The following is a 16,709-nucleotide window of genomic DNA, read 5'->3' as shown; positions in this document are numbered from 1 at the left end:
TGCCGCAGCCGGACCCGCCTGAGCCTCAGCCACGGGTGGTGTCGCCGGCTGGCTTGCCGCGCTCGCAGCGCTTCGGCTTCCTCATCGTCATCGCCTTCCTGGCGGCCGCTGCGGCCTATGTCTCGGTGCTCATCAGCCAGCGGCAGCAATCGCTCACATCCATCTCCCGCTACAACGTCACCTGGCTGGTCAGCCAGGGTGTGCTGGAGGTGGTGCGGCTGCAGGCCGCCATCGCCACCTACCGGATCCGGCCGGAGGAGGAGAATCTCGAGACCGTCCAGCTTTGGCTCGACATCGTTGCCAACCGGGCGCAACTCTTCGGCAGCGGCGACGTGGCGTATTTCATCCGCGAGGACCCCGAGCGCCAGGCGACGGTCGCCCAGCTCCGCCGCGCCGTGGCCGCAGCCCAGCCGCTTGCCGAGCGGCTCGACCAGCCCGGCATCGCCGACCGCATGCTGGATTCCTTCACCGAGCTGAATCCCCGCCTCACCCGGCTCGGCGCCGTCGCCTATACCCATGGCAACGACCTTATCTCTGGCGACATCCAGCAACTCGGCCGGCTGTACTGGACCTTCACCGGCGTGCTGGTCGCCCTGCTGCTCTGCTGCGGCGGGTTGATTGCCACGCTGATGGCGCATAACCGGCTGATCCGCAACGCCCATGCCGAGGTGAATGCGCTGGTCCAGGACCTGACGCGCACCGGCCGCCAGCTCGCCATCGCCAAGGAGCAGGCGCAGGAGGCGATGGGCGAGGTACAGCAGCAATACCGCGCCCTGCGCCTGCGCGATGCCGAGCTCAACGTGCAGAACGCCCGGTTCGACGCGGCGCTCAACAACATGTCCCAGGCGCTGTGCATGTTTGGGGCCGAGCGCCGGCTGATCGTCTGCAATCGCCGCTTCCTCGAGCTCTTTGGCCTCGAGGATGCGGATGCCATCGCCGGCACCTCGCTGCACGCCCTGCACCGGGCCATCCAGGCCGCCGGCCGGATCGAGCCGGAACTGCTCGACGCGCTCCGCCAGGCGCAGGACGCGCTGCTGGCCGAGGGAAGGCCAGGGACCTTCTGGCGCGAAGGGGGGGAGGGCCGCGCCATCGCTGTCTCCCATCAGCCCATGGCCGATGGCGGCTGGGTCGCCACCTATGAGGACATCACCGAGCGCCGGCGCGTCGAGGCCCGCATCAGCTACATGGCGCATCATGACGAGCTGACCGGCCTGCCCAACCGCCTGCTCTTCCGCGAGCGGATGGAGGAGGCGCTGGCGGTCGGGCGCCGGCGGGAAGGCGGGCTGGCGCTGCTCTTCCTCGATCTCGACCATTTCAAGAACGTCAACGATACGCTCGGCCATCCGGTGGGCGATGCATTGCTGCGGGACGTCGCGCGGCGGCTGCGCGGCTGTGTGCGCGAGGGCGACCTGGTCGCCCGCCTGGGCGGCGACGAATTCGCCATCCTCCAGGCCTATGGCCACCAGCCAGGGGATGCGGCCGGGCTCGCCCAGCGTCTGGTCGACGTGGTTTGCGCCCCCTATGAGTTGCTCGGCTATCGCGCCCAGGTCGGCCTCAGCATTGGCATCGCCCTCGCCGAGGGACTCGTCGGCGATGGCGCAGCGGCGGCCGACCAGATGCTGAAGAATGTCGACCTGGCGCTCTACCGCGCCAAGGCCGAGGGCCGCCGTACCTGGCGCTTCTTCGAGAGCAGCATGGCGGCCGAGCTCCAGGCCCGGCTGGCGATGGAGGCCGATCTCAGGGAGGCACTGCCGCTCAACCAGCTCGAGGTCGTCTACCAGCCCATCTTCGGGTTGCAGACCAACCGCCTCGCCGGTTTCGAGGCGCTGCTGCGCTGGCGCCATCCGGTGAGGGGCCGGGTCTCGCCGGCCGAGTTCATCCCCATCATGGAGGAAATCGGCCTGATCGAGACGGTCGGCCGCTGGGTGCTGGAGCAGGCGACGCGGGAAGCCGCGACTTGGCCTGCCCCGCTCAAGGTGGCGGTCAACCTCTCGCCGCTGCAATTCCGTGCCGCCGACATCGCCTCCAGCATGCTGCATGTGCTGCGCGAATCCGGCCTGGCACCGCAGCGGCTGGAGCTCGAGATCACCGAGAGCGCCCTGCTCCAGGCCGATGGTGGCGTGGCCGAGGTGCTGCAGGCCTTCCGCAGCACCGGCATCCGCACCTCGCTCGACGATTTCGGCACGCGCTATTCCTCCCTGAGCTACCTGCTCAGCTTCCCCTTCGACAAGATCAAGATCGACCAGGCCTTCGTGCGCGAGATGGCGACACGGCCGGACTGCGTCGCCATCGTCAACTCCGTCGCGCATCTGGCCAACCAGCTCGGCATGGCGACGACGGCCGAGGGGGTGGAGACCGCCGAGCAGCTCCGCCGCGTGCGCGAGGCCGGCTGCACGGAAGCCCAGGGCTATTTCTTCGGCCCGCCCGAATCCGCCACCGAGCTGCGCCGCTGGTTCGACGAGCCGAGCCGGTCGGAGCGCATCCTGCAGGCGGCCCTGTAGCCTTCCCGAGACGATTCGGTACAAGTCTCACCGCCAGCTGGCGTTGGCCTCGGCGCCCGCCGCTGGCAGATAGGATGCATGCCGCACCATATCCCCCTCATCACGACGCTTGCCGCAGCACTCGGGGCTGCCCTGCTGCTCGGGGTGCTGGCCCGCAAGCTCCGCCTGCCGCCACTTGCCGGCTATCTGCTGGCCGGAATCCTCATCGGGCCGCATACGCCGGGCTTCGTCGGCGACCTGGCCCTGGCCGGGGAGCTGTCGGAGATCGGCATCATCCTGCTGATGTTCGGTGTGGGCCTGCATTTCTCGCCGAAGGAGCTGGCCGAGGCACGCGGCGTCGCGGTGCCCGGGGCACTGGTGCAGATGGGCGTCGCCACCTGCCTCGGCTGGGGGTTGGCGCGGCTCTGGGGCTGGACGGACGGGCAGGGCCTCGTCTTCGGCATCTGCCTCTCGGTCGCCAGCACGGTGGTGCTGCTGCGTGCCCTGCAGGAGCGTGGGGCGATGACGAGCACCGCCGGCAAGATCGCAGTGGGCTGGCTGGTGGTCGAGGATCTGGCGATGGTCGTCGCCCTGGTGCTGGTGCCGGTTGGCGCCGCCCTGCTCGATGGCCGGGCGCCGGCTGGCATGCTGACCGGCATGGGCGTCGGCAACCAGGCGATCCTGCTCTCGCTGCTGATCACGCTCGGCAAGGTCGCGATCTTCGTCGCATTGATGCTGGTGGTGGGCAGCCGGGTGCTGCCCTGGGCGCTGTCCCTGGTGGGCGGGCTGCGCTCGCGCGAGCTCTTCTCGCTGGCGGCCTTGGTCGCGGCTCTCGGCGTCGCCTACATCGCCTATGTCGCCTTCGGCGTCTCCTTCGCGCTCGGCGCCTTCCTTTCCGGGCTGGTGCTGGGCCAGTCGGCGCTGAGCCAGAAGGCGGCCGAGCAGACGCTGCCGCTGCGCGACGCCTTCGCGGTGCTGTTCTTCGTCTCGGTCGGGATGCTGTTCGACCCTGGCATCCTGCTGCGGGAGCCCCTGGCCGTTGCCGCCGCGGCGCTGGTGGTGATGGGGGGCAAATCGGTTGCGGCCTGGGCCATTGCCCGGTTGCGCGGCATGAGCCACGGCGAGGCGCTGGTGATCGCCGCCTCGCTCGCGCAGATCGGCGAATTCAGCTTTATCCTGGCCGGGATCGGCGTGGCGGAGAAGATCATGCCATCGGCCGGGCGGGACCTGGTGCTGGCCGTGGCTTTGCTGACCATCGCGCTCAACCCGGCTGTCTTCTGGCTGGCGGATCGCTTCGGTCCGGCCAAGGCTGCGGCGGAGGCCGGCCGGGCCTCGTCGCCGGCGGCCCCGTGACGCCTGCGCTGGACGGAACGAGCCCGTCCGGGCCATCGCCGGCCTTGCGCCCGCCGGCAAAACGCGGCATACCGCGCGCCGCGCCTGGGTAGCTCAGCTGGTTAGAGCACGGCACTCATAATGCCGGGGTCGCCGGTTCAAGTCCGGCCTCAGGTACCACCTTTCGGGCGCTGATCCTTCCCATCCGCTGTCGCGGCTATCCCTTCGGGGGTTCCGTCGGATCGTCGGTCGCGCGTTGCGGCTCGAGGCCGGGGCGGTCGCGCCGGGTCGGGAAGACGTCGATCGGCCCGCCCAGATCGGCGGCCCGCTCGGCCAGGTCGCCCTGTTGGATGTCGCCGGTGCCGATAGGTCGATCGATCGTGCCGCTCGCACGCTCGGCATCCGGGGTGGTGTCGTCGGATTTCTGGCTGTTCTGGGTCATGTCCGGCCAACGCGGCCCGCCCCGCTCCGGTTCGCCTGGAGCGCCGCCTCCACCGGTGGGAGACTGCCGCGGCAGGGGATAGGGGGACGGGAGCATGGGGGAGAGGCTGGTGATCCTCGGCGCCGGCGGCCATGGCAGGGCGCTGATCGAGCTGGCCCGCGACCTTCCCGAGATGGAGCCGGTTGGCCTCATCGATGCCGCGCCGCGCGCCCATGCCATGCTCGGCCTGCCGATCCTTGGCGATGAAGCCGTCCTGCCCGGCCTGCTCGCCAGTGGCATCCGGCTGGCCTGCGTGGCGATCGGCGATCCCGCCGCCCGCCTCGCCGCCGCTGCCCGGCTGGAGGCGCTGGGCTTCAGCCTGCCCGCCCTGGTTCATCCTTCCGCCATCCGGGCCCGCAGTGCGAGCATCGGTCCCGGCACCGTGGTGCTGCCGCGCGCGGTGCTCGGCGCGCTCGCCACGGTCGGGCGGCTCGCCATCGTCAATACCGGCGCCATCCTGGAGCACGACACGGTGGTGGGCGAGGCGGCCCATATCGGCCCCGGCGCGGTCCTCGCGGGTGGTGTCCGCATCGGCGCCCGGACATTGGTCGGCGCCGGCGCCGCCTGCCGGCCCTATGTGGCGGTCGGCGCCGATGCGGTGATCGGCACCGGCGCCGCGGTGGTCGAGGATCTGGCCGATGGTGCCCGCGTCGGCGGCGTACCCGCGCGCCCGATCGGTGGCCCCTTGGGCTGATCCCGATACGGTGGCATACCGCCCGCCCGAGGAGGAGGCCCCGCCCTGCAGCCACAACCCGCCGAACGGCCCGCCTCCTTCACCCGCGAGGGCTTCCGCCGTGGTGCGATGGCCGGGCTCGCCCTCACCCTCGGCCTCGCCCCTTTCGGCCTCGTCGTCGGCATGGCGGCGGAGGCGAAGGGGCTCTCCCTGCTCGAGACCCTGCTCATGAGCGGCCTCGTCTATGCCGGCACCGCCCAGCTGGTTGCCCTCGAGCTCTGGACCGACCCGGCGCCCATCCTGGCCGCCACGCTCGCGGCGCTGGTCATCAACCTCCGCATGGCACCGATGGGGGCGGCGCTGGCGCCGGTGCTGGACAGGCTGCAGGGGCTGCGCCTCTGGGGCACGCTCGCCGTGCTGGTGGACAATTCCTTCGCCCTGACGGTCGCCGAGATGCGGGCCGGGCGGCGCGATGCCGCCTTCCTGCTCGGCGCCAGCCTCGCCATGTGGGTTTGCTGGATGGCGACCTGCACCATTGGCCAGGTCTTCGGCGCCTCGCTGCGGCTGCCGGCCGGGCATCCGGTCTTCTTCGCCTCGGTCGCCGCGTTGATGTCGATCCTGGTGCCGCTCTGGCGCGGCCGGTCGGACCTGCTGCCCTGGGGCGTTGCCGGGGTGCTGGCCCTCGCGGCCCATGGGCTGGGGCTCGGCCAGCCCTGGCCGGTGCTGGCGGGGGCGCTGGGCGGCGCCGCGGCCGGGGCCGTACGGGACATGCGGCGGCGATGAGCCTCCGCTGGGACGTGCTGGCCGCCATCCTGGGGATGGTGCTGGCGACCTTCCTTTGCCGCGCCGGCGGCTATGCCATCCTCCGCGTCACCCGCCCGCCGCCCTTCGTGCAGGCGATGCTGCAGCACCTGCCGGGGGCGATATTCGTCGCCTTCCTTGCCCCGGCCCTGGCGCGGGAGGGATGGCCGGCCTGGGTCGCGGGCGGCGCGGCACTGCTGGTCCAGGCCCGGCTGGGACGGATGGTGCTCTCGATCCTGGTCGGCGTCGGCGTGCTCTGGGGAATCCGCGCGCTTCAGTGATGGTGATGCGCGTGCGGCGCCGCTGCCCCCGGCTTCATCTTCTCCCGCTTCGCCTCCGCCGGCACTGCCATGCCGTGCATGCCCTCCATGCCATGGATCATGCTGGGGTCCACCTGCACCGCCGCGGCATCGCCCCGATAGGCGGCGGTGACCGTCCGCATCAGGGCGATCTCCTGGCTTTGGTCGGTGACGATGTCGACATTCATCAGGGCGAGGAAGCCGTTCCGTGCCGCCGGATTGGTTTGGTAGGCCCGCGCCATGTCGAGTGCCGCCTGGTGGTGGATCGTCATCCCCTTGGCGAACTGCACGTCCCGCGCCGTCACCGGCCCGGCCGCGTCGAGCACGCCCGGGATGGGCGAGCGCATGAAGCCTTGCCGCTGCGCCACACCCTCGGTCGCCATCGGCTGCAGGGCCATGCGGAAGGCTCCCACCCCCAGCACCAGCGGTGGCTGGTCGAGATTACGCGCCACATCGTCGAGCAGCCCGATCTCGAAGCTCTGGTTGCGGATGATGGCTTCCGCGAGCCGGCGCAGCGCCGGGCTCCGCGCCTCGGGGTCGGCGAGATAATCCCGCGCCATGGTCAGCGCGCCGGCATGGTGCGGCCGCATGCCACGGATATAGTCCCGATCCGCCTGCCGGGCGGCCTCATCAGCCCGTCCGTACCAGGTGGAGAGCACCGGCGCGCCGCCGGGCACATAGCCTTCCTCAATGGCCGCGCGGGCGGGGAGGGCGGCCAGCAGACCCAAGGGAGCCAGTAGGCCCAGGGCAGCCAGCATCTTCGGTAAGGGGCGCATCACGGTCCTCCATTGCGTGTCGGACCAGGCAGATGGGGATTCCCATCATGGGAAGGTCAAGGACGGCCATGTCCTTTATCGTCCGGCCGCAGGATCGGGCCTCCGTCGCTGCGGCCGTCGGCGATCGCGCCCTATTCGGCTGCCTTGGCCTCGCCTTTCCGTGCCGGTGCCGGCGGTGCCTCCGCGTCCTCCTCCTCCGGCGGCTTGGCCGAGCGTGCCAGCGGCGCGAGTGGCTGGTGCGGGATGTTGATACCCAGCTCGTAGAAGCGCCGCTTCACCCGCCGCATCAGCTCCCGCTGCACCGGCCAGCGCTGGGTCGGCTCGGTGCGGACGCGGCCACGGATCTGCACGCCCACCTGGCCGAGGCTGTCGACGCCCCAGAAGTCGAACTCGTCGCGGATCGCCGTCTTGAACCGCGCCTCGCCCCGCATTTCGGCGACGATCTCCTTGATCACCGCCCCCGCCGCATCCGTATCGGTATCGTAGGCGACGAGGATGTCGACCATGGCGAAGGCGAAGTCGCGGGTGCTGTTGGTCACCGTCGTCACGTTCGAGAAGGGAACGATGTGGATGGACCCGTCCCCATCCCGCAGCTTAATGGAGCGGATGGAGAGATGCTCCACCACGCCGCCCTTGCCGCCGACATTCACCGCGTCGCCGACCGCGACCGCATCCTCGAGCAGCAGGAAGACGCCGGTGATGACGTCCTTCACCAGGGTCTGCGAGCCGAAGCCGATGGCCAGGCCGACGACGCCGGCACCAGCCAGCAGCGGCGCCACGTTGAGGCCGAGCTGGGAGAGCGCGTTCAGCACGACGAAGACGAGGATGAAGACGCCCAGTATGGTGCGCAGCATCGGCAGCAATGTCCGCACCCGGGCACTGCGGGCCGCATGGCTGTCGCGGGCCAGTCGCGTCAGCCGGCGCTGGATGGAGGAGTTCGTCACCTCCCAGACCACCAGCGCCAGCAGCAGCGTGCAGAGGATGTTGAACAAGGTCTGCACCAGCCGGTTGCCGAGCGTCCCCTCGGCGAACCAGGCGAGTGCCCCGAGACCCCAGGTCTGCAGCAGCAGCACGATCGCGCCGGCGCCGATCAGCACCGAGATGGCGACCCGGAGCGGCGGCACATAGGTCGCCGCCCGGGCCGGCAGGCCGGGCCAGCGCTTGGCGAGGTCATGCGCCGGGTCGAGCAGCTTGTCGGTCAGGCGGATGAAGCCCTCGTCCAGCGCCTTGGCCACGCCGATGATCAGCAGGGTCATCACGGTGCCCCAGAGCAGCCGCTGGAAGCCGTTCTCCAGAGCCAGTGCCCAGACCGCCCAGCCGGCCACCAGCCAGAGGATGACCATGACATGCCAGGTCTCGGCCAGGCGGTCGCGCATGCCACGCAGCATGATCCGGGTGCGGTCCGGCGTCTCGTCAGGCTTGAGCGGCTTCGCCCGCAGCACCGAGGCCACCGCCTCCCGCTGCTGCAGCACCAGCCGCACCAGCAGCAGGGAGCTGACCAGCAGCGTGACGTTGATGATCGCGTCATAGGCCGCCCAGGGCAGGCCGAGGAACAGCCCTGCCTCCGCCAGCGCATAGCCGCCGACCCCCACCAGCATCAGCCGCCGGAGCCAGCCGATGCTGGCCGCGGCCGCCGCATCCGAGCAGGGGATCAGCCGCAGATGGTTGGAGGCCGGCGAGAGCAGCGCCCGTGCCAGGGCGAAGGCGGCCCGCGCGCCCATATAGACCTGTGCGATCATCAGCCCAACCAGCCGCGTGGTCGGCAGCGGCTGCACCAGTCCGAACAGGCCATAGACCGTGAGGCCGAAAGCCGCGATGGGCAGCAGGTCGAGCAGCAGGCGCAGCAGCAGCAGCGGCAGGCGCTTCAGCCAGGTCCAGCGTTCATGCGCGGCGGGTGCCACGGCATCCAGCCAGCGCCGCATCCGCCCGAGGGCACGGGCGAGCGCCGCCTCCGCCGCCAGGCCGAGGCCGATCAGCAGGAGCAGCTTCCAGGCGGCGTCCAGCAGCCGCGTCTGCGCCACCGGATCCTTGGCCAGCTGCCCGGCCGCGTCCCACAGCGCGGGAAGGTCGGCCATGGACTGCACCACGGCGAGCAGGTTGTCGGCGAAGATGCCGATCCGGCCGGACAGGCCGGAGAGGAGCTGGGCTCCGACGGTGTTGGGGGCGATCAGCGGCTCGGCCGGCGCGGCCTGGGCCGGAGCCGCGCCGCCGGGGGCGGCGCCCGAGGGTGCCGCGGGCGCCGGGGCAGGCGCGGCCGGCTTGGCCGGCTCCGGCGGGCTGGCCTCGGCCCCCTCGGCCGCTGCCGGGGCTGCCGCGGGCGTCGTGGCAGGTTGGGCCGCCGGCTGGACAGGAGCCGTCGCATGCGCCGGCGGGAGGGAGCCTTCTCCGGCGGTGCCCGCCTGGGCCCGGCTGGCTGCCGCCAGCGCCTCCAGCGTGCGGAGGAACTCCGCCCGCCTGGCCTCGTCCTGCAGCAGGGAGGTCAGCCGGTCGATATCGTCGGTCGTAAGGCTGGTCGCCGGCTTTGCTGGTGCCTGGCGCGTTGACTGGCCCGGCTGGGCATTACCCTGGGCGAAGGCCGGGCTCGCGAGCAGGAGCAACAATGCTGAGAGGATGCGGAACAAGCTCATGGGTTGGGCAGCAACCTCATCGGCCATCTCCGGTCAAGCATTCAGCGCAGGATTGTAACCCGGCGTAAAACATCTAACTGGGGGCGATGAAGACGATTCTGACCATTCTGGTCGCCATCGGCATGCTGGCGACGCTCGGCACTCTCTTCGCCGGCATGCTGGGTCTCGCCAAAGGTGACGGCACGGGGGAACGGTCGAACCTGCTGATGCGCTGGCGCGTGGTGCTGCAGGGCATCACGCTTCTGTTGTTCGCCCTGCTGCTGGCGATCTCACGCGGCTAGGCGGGCTGCGGCCACACGGTAGCCGCTTTGACAGAGGCCTCCGGGGCGACCTATTTTGCCGCGGATTTTGCGGGGGCGTGGCCCCCGATGGGATCGGTCCCGGGGCAGGTCCGTGCCACGCCGCCGGGATCGGCTTCGGTGCCCGCACGGGGCGCCGGGGGAAACATCAACAGCACGCAGGAAACGGCAGAGGCGATGAAGCTCCTCGTCCCCGTCAAGCGGGTCGTCGATTACAATGTGAAGGTCCGCGTGAAGGCGGACGGCACCGGCGTCGAAACCGCGAACGTCAAGATGTCGATGAACCCCTTCGACGAGATCGCGGTCGAGGAAGCCGTGCGCCTGAAGGAGAAAGGCGCGGCGACCGAGATCATTGCCGTCTCCGCCGGGCCTACGGCCTGCCAGGAACAGATCCGTACCGCCCTCGCCATGGGCGCCGATCGCGGTATCCTGATCGAGCATGACGGCATCCTCGAGCCGCTGGCCGTGGCGAAGCTGCTCAAGGCCGTCATCGCCAAGGAGAGCCCGGACCTCGTCATCCTCGGCAAGCAGGCGATCGATGACGACATGAACGCCACCGGCCAGATGCTGGCGGCGCTGCTCGGCTGGCCACAGGGCACCTATGCCTCGAAGGTCGAGCCGGCCGATGGCGGCATCAAGGTGACGCGCGAGGTCGATGGCGGCCTCGAGCGCCTGCAGCTCAAGCTGCCGGCCATCGTGACGACTGACCTTCGCCTGAACGAGCCGCGCTACGCCTCGCTCCCCAACATCATGAAGGCGCGCAAGAAGCCGATCGAGACGCTGAAGCCGGCCGATCTCGGCGTCGATGTCTCCCCGCGCCTGACCGTGCTGAAGGTGGAGGAGCCGCCGAAGCGCCAGGCCGGCAAGAAGGTCGGCTCGGTGCAGGAACTTGTCGAGAAGCTGCGCAACGAAGCGAAGGTGATCTGACCATGGCAGTCCTGGTTCTGGCCGACCATGACGGGTCGGCGGTGACGCAGCCGACGCGCAGCGCGGTCGCCGCTGCGAGCAAGCTCGGCGATGTGACGGTGCTGGTGCTGGGCCCCCGCGCCGCGGCGGAGAGCGCCACCAAGGTCGCCGGCGTGGCGAAGGTCCTCCACACCGAGGACGCGCTCTACACCAATGGCCTTGCGGAGCCGCTGGCGGCCCTGCTGGTCTCGATGGCGTCAGAATATTCGCACCTGCTGGCCCCGGCCTCGGCCGCCGGCAAGAACGTCATGCCGCGGGTCGCCGCGCTGCTCGACGTGCAGGTGATCTCCGACATCGCCGGCGTGGTCGATGCCGATACCTTCGTCCGCCCGATCTATGCCGGCAACGCGCTGGCGACGGTGAAGTCGGCCGACCCCAAGAAGGTCATCACCGTCCGCGCCGCGAGTTTCGACCCGGCCGCCGCCGAGGGCGGCAGCGCCGCCGTCGAGGCCGCGCCGAAGGGCGAGGATCCGGGCCTTTCCAGCTTCCTCGGCGCCGAGATCGTCAAGTCCGAGCGGCCGGAGCTGACGGCGGCGAAGATCGTCATCTCCGGTGGCCGGGCCATGGGCTCGTCCGAGAACTTCCACATCATCGAAAGCGTGGCCGACAAGCTCGGCGCCGCCGTCGGTGCCTCGCGCGCCGCAGTCGATGCCGGCTACGCGCCGAATGACCACCAGGTCGGCCAGACCGGCAAGATCGTGGCACCCGAGCTCTACATCGCCGTCGGCATCTCGGGCGCCATCCAGCACCTGGCCGGCATGAAGGACAGCAAGGTCATCGTCGCCATCAACAAGGACGAGGAGGCGCCGATCTTCTCGGTGGCCGACTACGGCCTGGTCGGCGACCTGTTCAAGGTGATGCCGGAATTCGAGGCCGAGCTGGCCAAGAAGTAGGGCATCCGTGCCACGGAAGGCCGCCGACGCTGGCTCAGCGTCCGGCGGCCTTTTTTCTATGGGGTGGAAGTGATGGCAGAGGTGAAGAAGCTTGGCGTCATCGGCGCCGGATTGATGGGCAACGGCATCGCGCATGTCGCGGCGCTGTCGGGCGTCCCGGTCGCGCTGGTCGATGTGAACCCGGCGGCGCTCGAGAAGGCGTTGGCGACCATCGGCAAGAATCTCGACCGCCAGGCGGCCAAGGGCGGCATTCCGGCCGGGGCCAAGGAGGAGGCGCTCGCGCGCATCTCCACGGGCACCGACTACGCGCCCTTCGCCGATTGCGACCTCGTCATCGAGGCAGCGACCGAGAATGAGGAGATCAAGAAGAAGATCTTCGCCGCCGTCTGTCCGATCCTGCGGCCGGACACGATCCTTGCCTCCAACACCTCCTCCATCCCCATCACCCGGCTCGGCGCCGCGACGGACCGGCCGGGCCGATTCGTCGGCATGCACTTCTTCAACCCGGTGCCGATGATGAAGCTGGTGGAGGTCATCCGCGGCCTCGCCACCGAGGATGCGACCGTTGCCGCCGTCACGGCGCTCGCGGAGCGGATGGGCAAGACCGTTGTCGCGGCAGCCGACTACCCGGCCTTCGTCGTCAACCGAATCCTCTGCCCGATGCTGAACGAGGCGATCTTCGCGCTGATGGAGGGCGTTGGCGATGTGGCGGCGATCGATGCCGGCATGAAGCTTGGCGCCAACCATCCGATGGGGCCGCTGGAGCTCAGCGACTTCGTCGGCCTCGACACGCTCTACAGCGTGCTCAAGGTGCTGCACGAGGGGCTGGGCGACCCGAAGTACCGGCCCTGCCCGTTACTCGCCAAATATGTCGAGGCGGGCTGGCTCGGCCGCAAGTCGGGCAAGGGGTTCTACGACTACAGCACGAACCCGCCGACGCCGACGCGGTAGGAACATGGCCGGGCGGTTCGCCGCCCGGCCAAGGCGTCTCAGCCGGCCTTCTTGGTGAAGTCCACTTTGTCGTTCTCGCCGGGATGCGGCGGCTCGCCGGTCGTGACGGCCTTGATGTAGCCATAGGCATGGACGAGCGTGCTGCTCGGGCTGTCCCAGTATTCGGCGCCCTCGCATTCGACGCGGATCAGCTCGATCTTCGGGTCCTCGGCACCGGCCGGGAACCAGACGCGCAGCGGCTCGCTCCAGAGCGCCTTCTGCTTCGACACGTCCTTCACCACCTCGGCCATGCCGTAGATCGAGACGTAGTTCTGGCTGCTCGGATCGGAGAAGGCGAGGAGGACGCGGCCATCTTCCCTGGTCTCGCCGGTCACCGGGCTGCCGGCGCTGGCGAAGAACCAGAGCACGCCGTCGAATTCCTTGTTCACCGCGCGCATCGGCCGACCGCGGAAGCGGCCCTCGCCATCCTGCGTGACCATCATGGTCACGTCGATGTCCTTGATCATTTCCCAGACCTTGCGCTTGGCCTCGGCGTCGCTGCGGGTTTCCGGCATGGTGGTCTCCGTTTCGGGGTATCGGGGGACCAACGATCGGGGCGGCGGCCGGTTGCAGGTGGAAACCGGGCGGCCTAGCCTCCGCCCGCATAACCTGAGGAAACCCGCGTGAGCGACGCAGCATCCGAGCCCACCATCATCGCCCGCCGCGAGGGCGCCGCCGGCACCCTGCTGATGAACCGGCCGAAGACGCTGAACGCGCTCGACCTCGCCATGATCCGCGGCTTCCAGTCGGCGCTCGATGCCTGGGGCGCGGACCCGGCCGTCGCGCTCTTCATCGTCGAGGGCGCGGGCGGCAAGGCCTTCTGCGCCGGTGGTGACGTGCGACGGGTGCGCGAGCAGGCGATCGCCGGTGATGCGAAGGCCATCGAAGCCTTCTTCGCCGAGGAATATGCGGTCAACCGCGGCATCGCCACGCTGCAGAAGCCCTGGGTCTCGCTGATCGACGGGGTCTGCATGGGGGGCGGCATCGGCGTCTCGGTGCATGGCCGGCCGGTGGTGGTCACCGAGGCGGCGCTGCTGGCCATGCCGGAGACGGCCATCGCCCTCTTCCCCGATGTCGGCACCAGCTATGTCCTGCCCAAGCTGCCGGGCGCCATCGGCACCTGGCTGGCGCTCACCGGCGCAAGGCTGCGGGGCGGCGATGCGGTGGCGGCCGGCCTCGCCAGCCATTACGTGCCGAAAGCCAGGCTGCCGGCGCTGCGCGAGGCGCTGCTCGGCGGCGATGCCGCCGTTGTCGAGCGCTTCGCCGAGGCACCGCCCGAGGCCTCCTTCGCGCCGCATCGTGGCGCCATCGACCGCTGCTTCGGGCAGAGCAGCATGCCTGCCATCCTGGCGGCGCTAGAGGCCGAGGGAACGGACTGGGCGGCGGAGCAGGTGAAGATCCTGCGCCGGATGTCGCCGACCAGCCTCTGCGTCTCGCTCGAATTGTTGCGGCGAGGGGCCGGCGCCACGCTCGACGAGTGCCTGGCGATGGAGCTCGCCCTCACCCGCAGCGTGGTGAACCACCATCCGGATTTCCGGGAAGGCGTCCGCAGCGTGCTGGTCGACAAGGATGGCGCACCGCGCTGGCAGCCGGCGACGATCGAGGCCGTGGACCCGACCGCGATCGCCGCGCTCTTCGAGGGCTGAGGGACGCTCCGGCCCCGGGCTCAACCAGGGCCCTGGGCCTTGTGCCGCAGCGTCTGCGTGACCTGCGCCGGTCACGTGTCGCCGGCTGGGCGGGCATCGAGCAACGTGGTCTCGGCCCGGTCCGGCCGGTGCTCGCCTCTCTACGGGCGAGGCCCTGCCATGGGTGCCCCGGCGCCGCGCGGTGACGTGGCGGCCCGTTATTGCCCGGCCAGCACGAGCACCACGCCGAGCACCACGGTCAGCGCGCCGAGCACTTCCGTGCGGCTGGGCTGTTCGCGCAGGTAGAAGCGGCTGAACAGCAGGGTCAGCAGGATCTCCACCTGGCCGACGGCCCGTACCAGCGCCACGGGGGCCAGGGCGAAGGCGGTGAACCAGCAGGCCGAGCCGCAGGCCGAAAGGGCGCCGACCTGGGCGCTGGTGCGCCAGGTGGCGAAGACCGCGCGGGCCTGCGCCGGCTCCCGCGCCAGGAGCCAGCCGCCCTGCATGATGGTCTGCAGGATATTGGCCATCACCAGCGTCGCCAGCGCCCGCAGCACCGGGTCCTCGCCGGGGAGGGAAAGGTTGGCGGCCTTGATGAGGACGCTGGTGAGGGCGAAGAAGAAGCCGGAGGCGAGGCCGCAGACGGCGGCCGGCTGCACCGTGGCGCGCGCCAGCTCCCGCCATGAGGCGGCGCGGCCGGCGAGCGAGAGCCACAGCACGCCGCAGACCCCGATGGCGATGCCGCACCAGGCGATGGCCGAGATCCGTTCGCCCAGCAGCACCAGGGCTAGGATGGCACCCTGCACCGCCTCGGTCTTCGCATAGGCCGTGCCGACGGCGAAGCCGCGATAGCCGAAGGCCATGATCAGCAGGTTGGTGCCGAGGATCTGGCCGAGCCCGCCGGCGGCGCAGAGCAGCAGGAATTGCAGGTTCGGCGCCGGCAGCGACCCGCCGAAGAGCAGCAGGTAGAGCGCCAGCAACAGGGCGCCCACCGGCACGCCGTAGAGGTAGCGCACCACCGCCGCGGCATTGACGGAGAGCTGGCCGCGCAGCCGCTGCTGCATCGCGGTACGCCAGGTCTGGAACAACGCGGCGGCCAGGGTCACCGGCAGCCAGAGCGGCGAGAGGATCATTGCCGCTCAGGCTGAGGTGCGGGCCGCATGGCGTCAACCGGCGTCGAGCTGCAGCCCCTCCTTGCGGATGACGCTGGCCCACTTCTCCACCTCGCCATTGACGAAGGCGGCGTAGTCCTCGAGCGAGCCGTAGAGCGAGACGCCGCCCATCTCGCGCCAGCGGGCCTTCACCTCCTCCGTCTCGCTCCAGGATTTCATGGCGCGGTTGATGGATTCGGCGATCGGGCGTGGCGTGGCGGCGGGGAGGAAGATGCCGAACCAGGTGTTGACGTCGAAGCCCGCCAGCTCCGGCATCGTCTCGCGCGCCGCGGGCACGTCGGGCAGTTGCGGGTTGCGGTCGGCGCTGCTGACGGCCAGCGCCCGCACCCGGCCGCCGCGGATCTGCTGGATGCCGCTCGTCAGGTTGTCCCACATGTACTGGATGTTGCCGGCGACGAGTTCCACCGCCGCCGGGCCGGCGCCGCGGAAGGGGATATGGATCGCCTCCGTTCCCGTCGCCTGGTTGAACCAGACGCCGGTGAGATGCGGCGACTGGCCGACGCCCGGCGAGCCGAAGCTCAGCTTGCCGGGATTCGCCTTCAGATGCGCCACCAGCTCCGGCAGCGTCTTCGCCGGGACGGAGGGGTGGACGACCAGCACATTGGGGCCGCGCACGGTGCCGGAGACCGGCAGCAGGCTGTCCCGCGCATAGGGCAGGCTGCGGTAGAGCGAGTGGCCGATGGCCTGCGGGCCGATATTGCCGAGCAGCATGGTCAGCCCATCCGGCGCGGCGCGCACCACCTCGGCGGTGCCGATGACGCCGCCTGCGCCGGAGCGGTTCTCGACCACGCAGTTCTGGCCGAAATGGGTCTGCAGATAGGGGGCCAGCAGGCGGGCGCTGATATCGGCCGTGCCGCCGGGGGCGGCGGGGACGATGATGCGGAGGGGCTGGCTCGGGCGCCAGTCCGAAGCTTGGGACAGGGCGGGGGCAGGGGCCAGGGCAGGGGCGGCGAGCAGGCTGGCGAGCGCGGTGCGGCGCGTGATCATGGACATGAGGATCCTCCCGGGATTTGCAGCGGAGCATGCCGCGAAACGGTTCGTTCGGCCAGGGAGGGCGCTCATGCCGGCTCCATCCAGCGTGGAATGCGGGCGCGGCCGCCGGCCATGCGGTGCATCGAGTGCAAGGTTCGCCAGACGATGCGGGGCGGGTACCAGGGGCGGGCGAGGAAGCTCTCGGCGAAGCGGCGGAAGATGGGGCGGTAGATTTCGGACAAATCCGGGTCGGGGAGGAGTTGGGAGGGCGCGGGCAGGGCGGAGAACAGGCCGAGGCGGCGGGCGAGGACGATGGCGTGCAG

General features: G+C 70.4%; 16 protein-coding genes, 1 tRNA gene and 1 pseudogene. 11 read left to right on the top strand and 7 right to left on the bottom strand.

All coding sequences use genetic code 11. The annotated features are described in order from the left end of the window. The first annotated feature begins 53 nt into the window (after positions 1-53). The 3 genes from BLR02_RS23400 to BLR02_RS23390 all read left to right on the top strand — a co-directional run bounded on the left by BLR02_RS23400 (position 54) and on the right by BLR02_RS23390 (position 3,992). Positions 54-2,501 carry a putative bifunctional diguanylate cyclase/phosphodiesterase gene (locus BLR02_RS23400; RefSeq protein WP_143018257.1) on the top strand — a complete coding sequence of 816 codons (2,448 nt, stop codon included), beginning with the start codon at positions 54-56 and terminating at the stop codon, positions 2,499-2,501. A gap of 78 nt (positions 2,502-2,579) precedes the next feature. After that, a complete protein-coding gene (locus tag BLR02_RS23395; RefSeq protein WP_090561316.1) occupies positions 2,580-3,833 on the top strand; it encodes a cation:proton antiporter domain-containing protein in 1,254 nt (417 codons plus the stop codon). A gap of 82 nt (positions 3,834-3,915) precedes the next feature. Continuing rightward, positions 3,916-3,992: transfer RNA gene (locus BLR02_RS23390), tRNA-Met, on the top strand. Positions 3,993-4,029: 37 nt separating this feature from the next. Here the strand turns inward: BLR02_RS23390 and BLR02_RS23385 are convergent. Next, positions 4,030-4,254 (bottom strand): hypothetical protein, encoded by a 225-nt coding sequence (locus tag BLR02_RS23385; protein ID WP_090561318.1) that lies wholly within the window; start codon positions 4,252-4,254, stop codon positions 4,030-4,032. A gap of 94 nt (positions 4,255-4,348) precedes the next feature. On the opposite strand from BLR02_RS23385, the gene BLR02_RS23380 reads away from it, so the two are divergent. The 3 genes from BLR02_RS23380 (at position 4,349) to BLR02_RS23370 (ending at position 6,048) form a co-directional block, all read left to right on the top strand. Beyond that, positions 4,349-4,987 (top strand): NeuD/PglB/VioB family sugar acetyltransferase, encoded by a 639-nt coding sequence (locus tag BLR02_RS23380; RefSeq protein WP_090664834.1) that lies wholly within the window; start codon positions 4,349-4,351, stop codon positions 4,985-4,987. A 108-nt stretch (positions 4,988-5,095) separates the two neighbouring features. Beyond that, positions 5,096-5,749: an AzlC family ABC transporter permease gene (locus BLR02_RS23375; protein ID WP_090664833.1), complete on the top strand. Its 654-nt coding sequence runs from the start codon at positions 5,096-5,098 to the stop codon at positions 5,747-5,749. Then, positions 5,746-6,048, top strand: coding sequence for an AzlD family protein (locus tag BLR02_RS23370; RefSeq protein WP_090561323.1), 303 nt, complete (start codon positions 5,746-5,748; stop codon positions 6,046-6,048). Before BLR02_RS23375 ends, BLR02_RS23370 begins: the two co-directional genes overlap by 4 nt. Here BLR02_RS23370 and BLR02_RS23365 read toward each other — a convergent pair. Continuing rightward, positions 6,042-6,842, bottom strand: a complete 801-nt coding sequence (locus tag BLR02_RS23365) for a DUF305 domain-containing protein (protein ID WP_090561325.1) — start codon at positions 6,840-6,842, stop codon at positions 6,042-6,044. The two genes, BLR02_RS23370 and BLR02_RS23365, sit on opposite strands and share 7 nt — an antisense overlap. 131 nt (positions 6,843-6,973) lie before the next feature. Next, positions 6,974-9,442 (bottom strand): mechanosensitive ion channel family protein, encoded by a 2,469-nt coding sequence (locus tag BLR02_RS29730; protein WP_176849762.1) that lies wholly within the window; start codon positions 9,440-9,442, stop codon positions 6,974-6,976. A gap of 113 nt (positions 9,443-9,555) precedes the next feature. Between BLR02_RS29730 and BLR02_RS23355 the strand changes: the two genes are divergently transcribed. The 4 genes from BLR02_RS23355 to BLR02_RS23340 all read left to right on the top strand — a co-directional run bounded on the left by BLR02_RS23355 (position 9,556) and on the right by BLR02_RS23340 (position 12,578). Further along, complete coding sequence (locus tag BLR02_RS23355; RefSeq protein ID WP_090561329.1) at positions 9,556-9,750, top strand: twin transmembrane helix small protein; 195 nt, start codon at positions 9,556-9,558, stop codon at positions 9,748-9,750. 195 nt (positions 9,751-9,945) lie between these two features. Beyond that, a complete protein-coding gene (locus BLR02_RS23350) occupies positions 9,946-10,695 on the top strand; it encodes an electron transfer flavoprotein subunit beta/FixA family protein (RefSeq protein ID WP_090561330.1) in 750 nt (249 codons plus the stop codon). 2 nt (positions 10,696-10,697) lie between these two features. Continuing rightward, entirely contained in the window at positions 10,698-11,627 is a 930-nt protein-coding gene (locus tag BLR02_RS23345) for an electron transfer flavoprotein subunit alpha/FixB family protein (protein ID WP_090561332.1), read from the top strand. Positions 11,628-11,699: 72 nt separating this feature from the next. After that, complete coding sequence (locus BLR02_RS23340) at positions 11,700-12,578, top strand: 3-hydroxybutyryl-CoA dehydrogenase (protein ID WP_090664831.1); 879 nt, start codon at positions 11,700-11,702, stop codon at positions 12,576-12,578. Between the two features lie 38 nt (positions 12,579-12,616). Here BLR02_RS23340 and BLR02_RS23335 read toward each other — a convergent pair whose 3' ends face one another. After that, on the bottom strand, positions 12,617-13,132 hold the full coding sequence (locus BLR02_RS23335; protein ID WP_090561335.1) for a pyridoxamine 5'-phosphate oxidase family protein: 516 nt from the start codon (positions 13,130-13,132) through the stop codon (positions 12,617-12,619). A gap of 108 nt (positions 13,133-13,240) precedes the next feature. Here BLR02_RS23335 and BLR02_RS23330 point away from each other — a divergent pair, with 108 nt between their 5' ends. After that, positions 13,241-14,263 (top strand): enoyl-CoA hydratase/isomerase family protein, encoded by a 1,023-nt coding sequence (locus BLR02_RS23330; RefSeq protein ID WP_090664830.1) that lies wholly within the window; start codon positions 13,241-13,243, stop codon positions 14,261-14,263. A 197-nt stretch (positions 14,264-14,460) separates the two neighbouring features. Here the strand turns inward: BLR02_RS23330 and BLR02_RS23325 are convergent, their stop codons facing one another. From BLR02_RS23325 to BLR02_RS29725, 3 genes and pseudogenes are all read right to left on the bottom strand, one after another. Next, positions 14,461-15,375, bottom strand: a complete 915-nt coding sequence (locus BLR02_RS23325; protein ID WP_090561340.1) for a DMT family transporter — start codon at positions 15,373-15,375, stop codon at positions 14,461-14,463. Between the two features lie 33 nt (positions 15,376-15,408). Further along, complete coding sequence (locus tag BLR02_RS23320; protein WP_245704921.1) at positions 15,409-16,407, bottom strand: Bug family tripartite tricarboxylate transporter substrate binding protein; 999 nt, start codon at positions 16,405-16,407, stop codon at positions 15,409-15,411. Between the two features lie 65 nt (positions 16,408-16,472). Further along, positions 16,473-16,709: pseudogene (locus BLR02_RS29725) on the bottom strand (transposase); the annotation flags it as partial.

Origin of the sequence: Belnapia rosea (genome assembly GCF_900101615.1) — a bacterium.
In the GTDB taxonomy this organism is placed as follows: Bacteria; Pseudomonadota; Alphaproteobacteria; order Acetobacterales; family Acetobacteraceae; genus Belnapia; species Belnapia rosea.
Note: the sequence above shows the minus strand (reverse complement) of the source record. Positions and strands in the feature narration are given on the sequence as shown.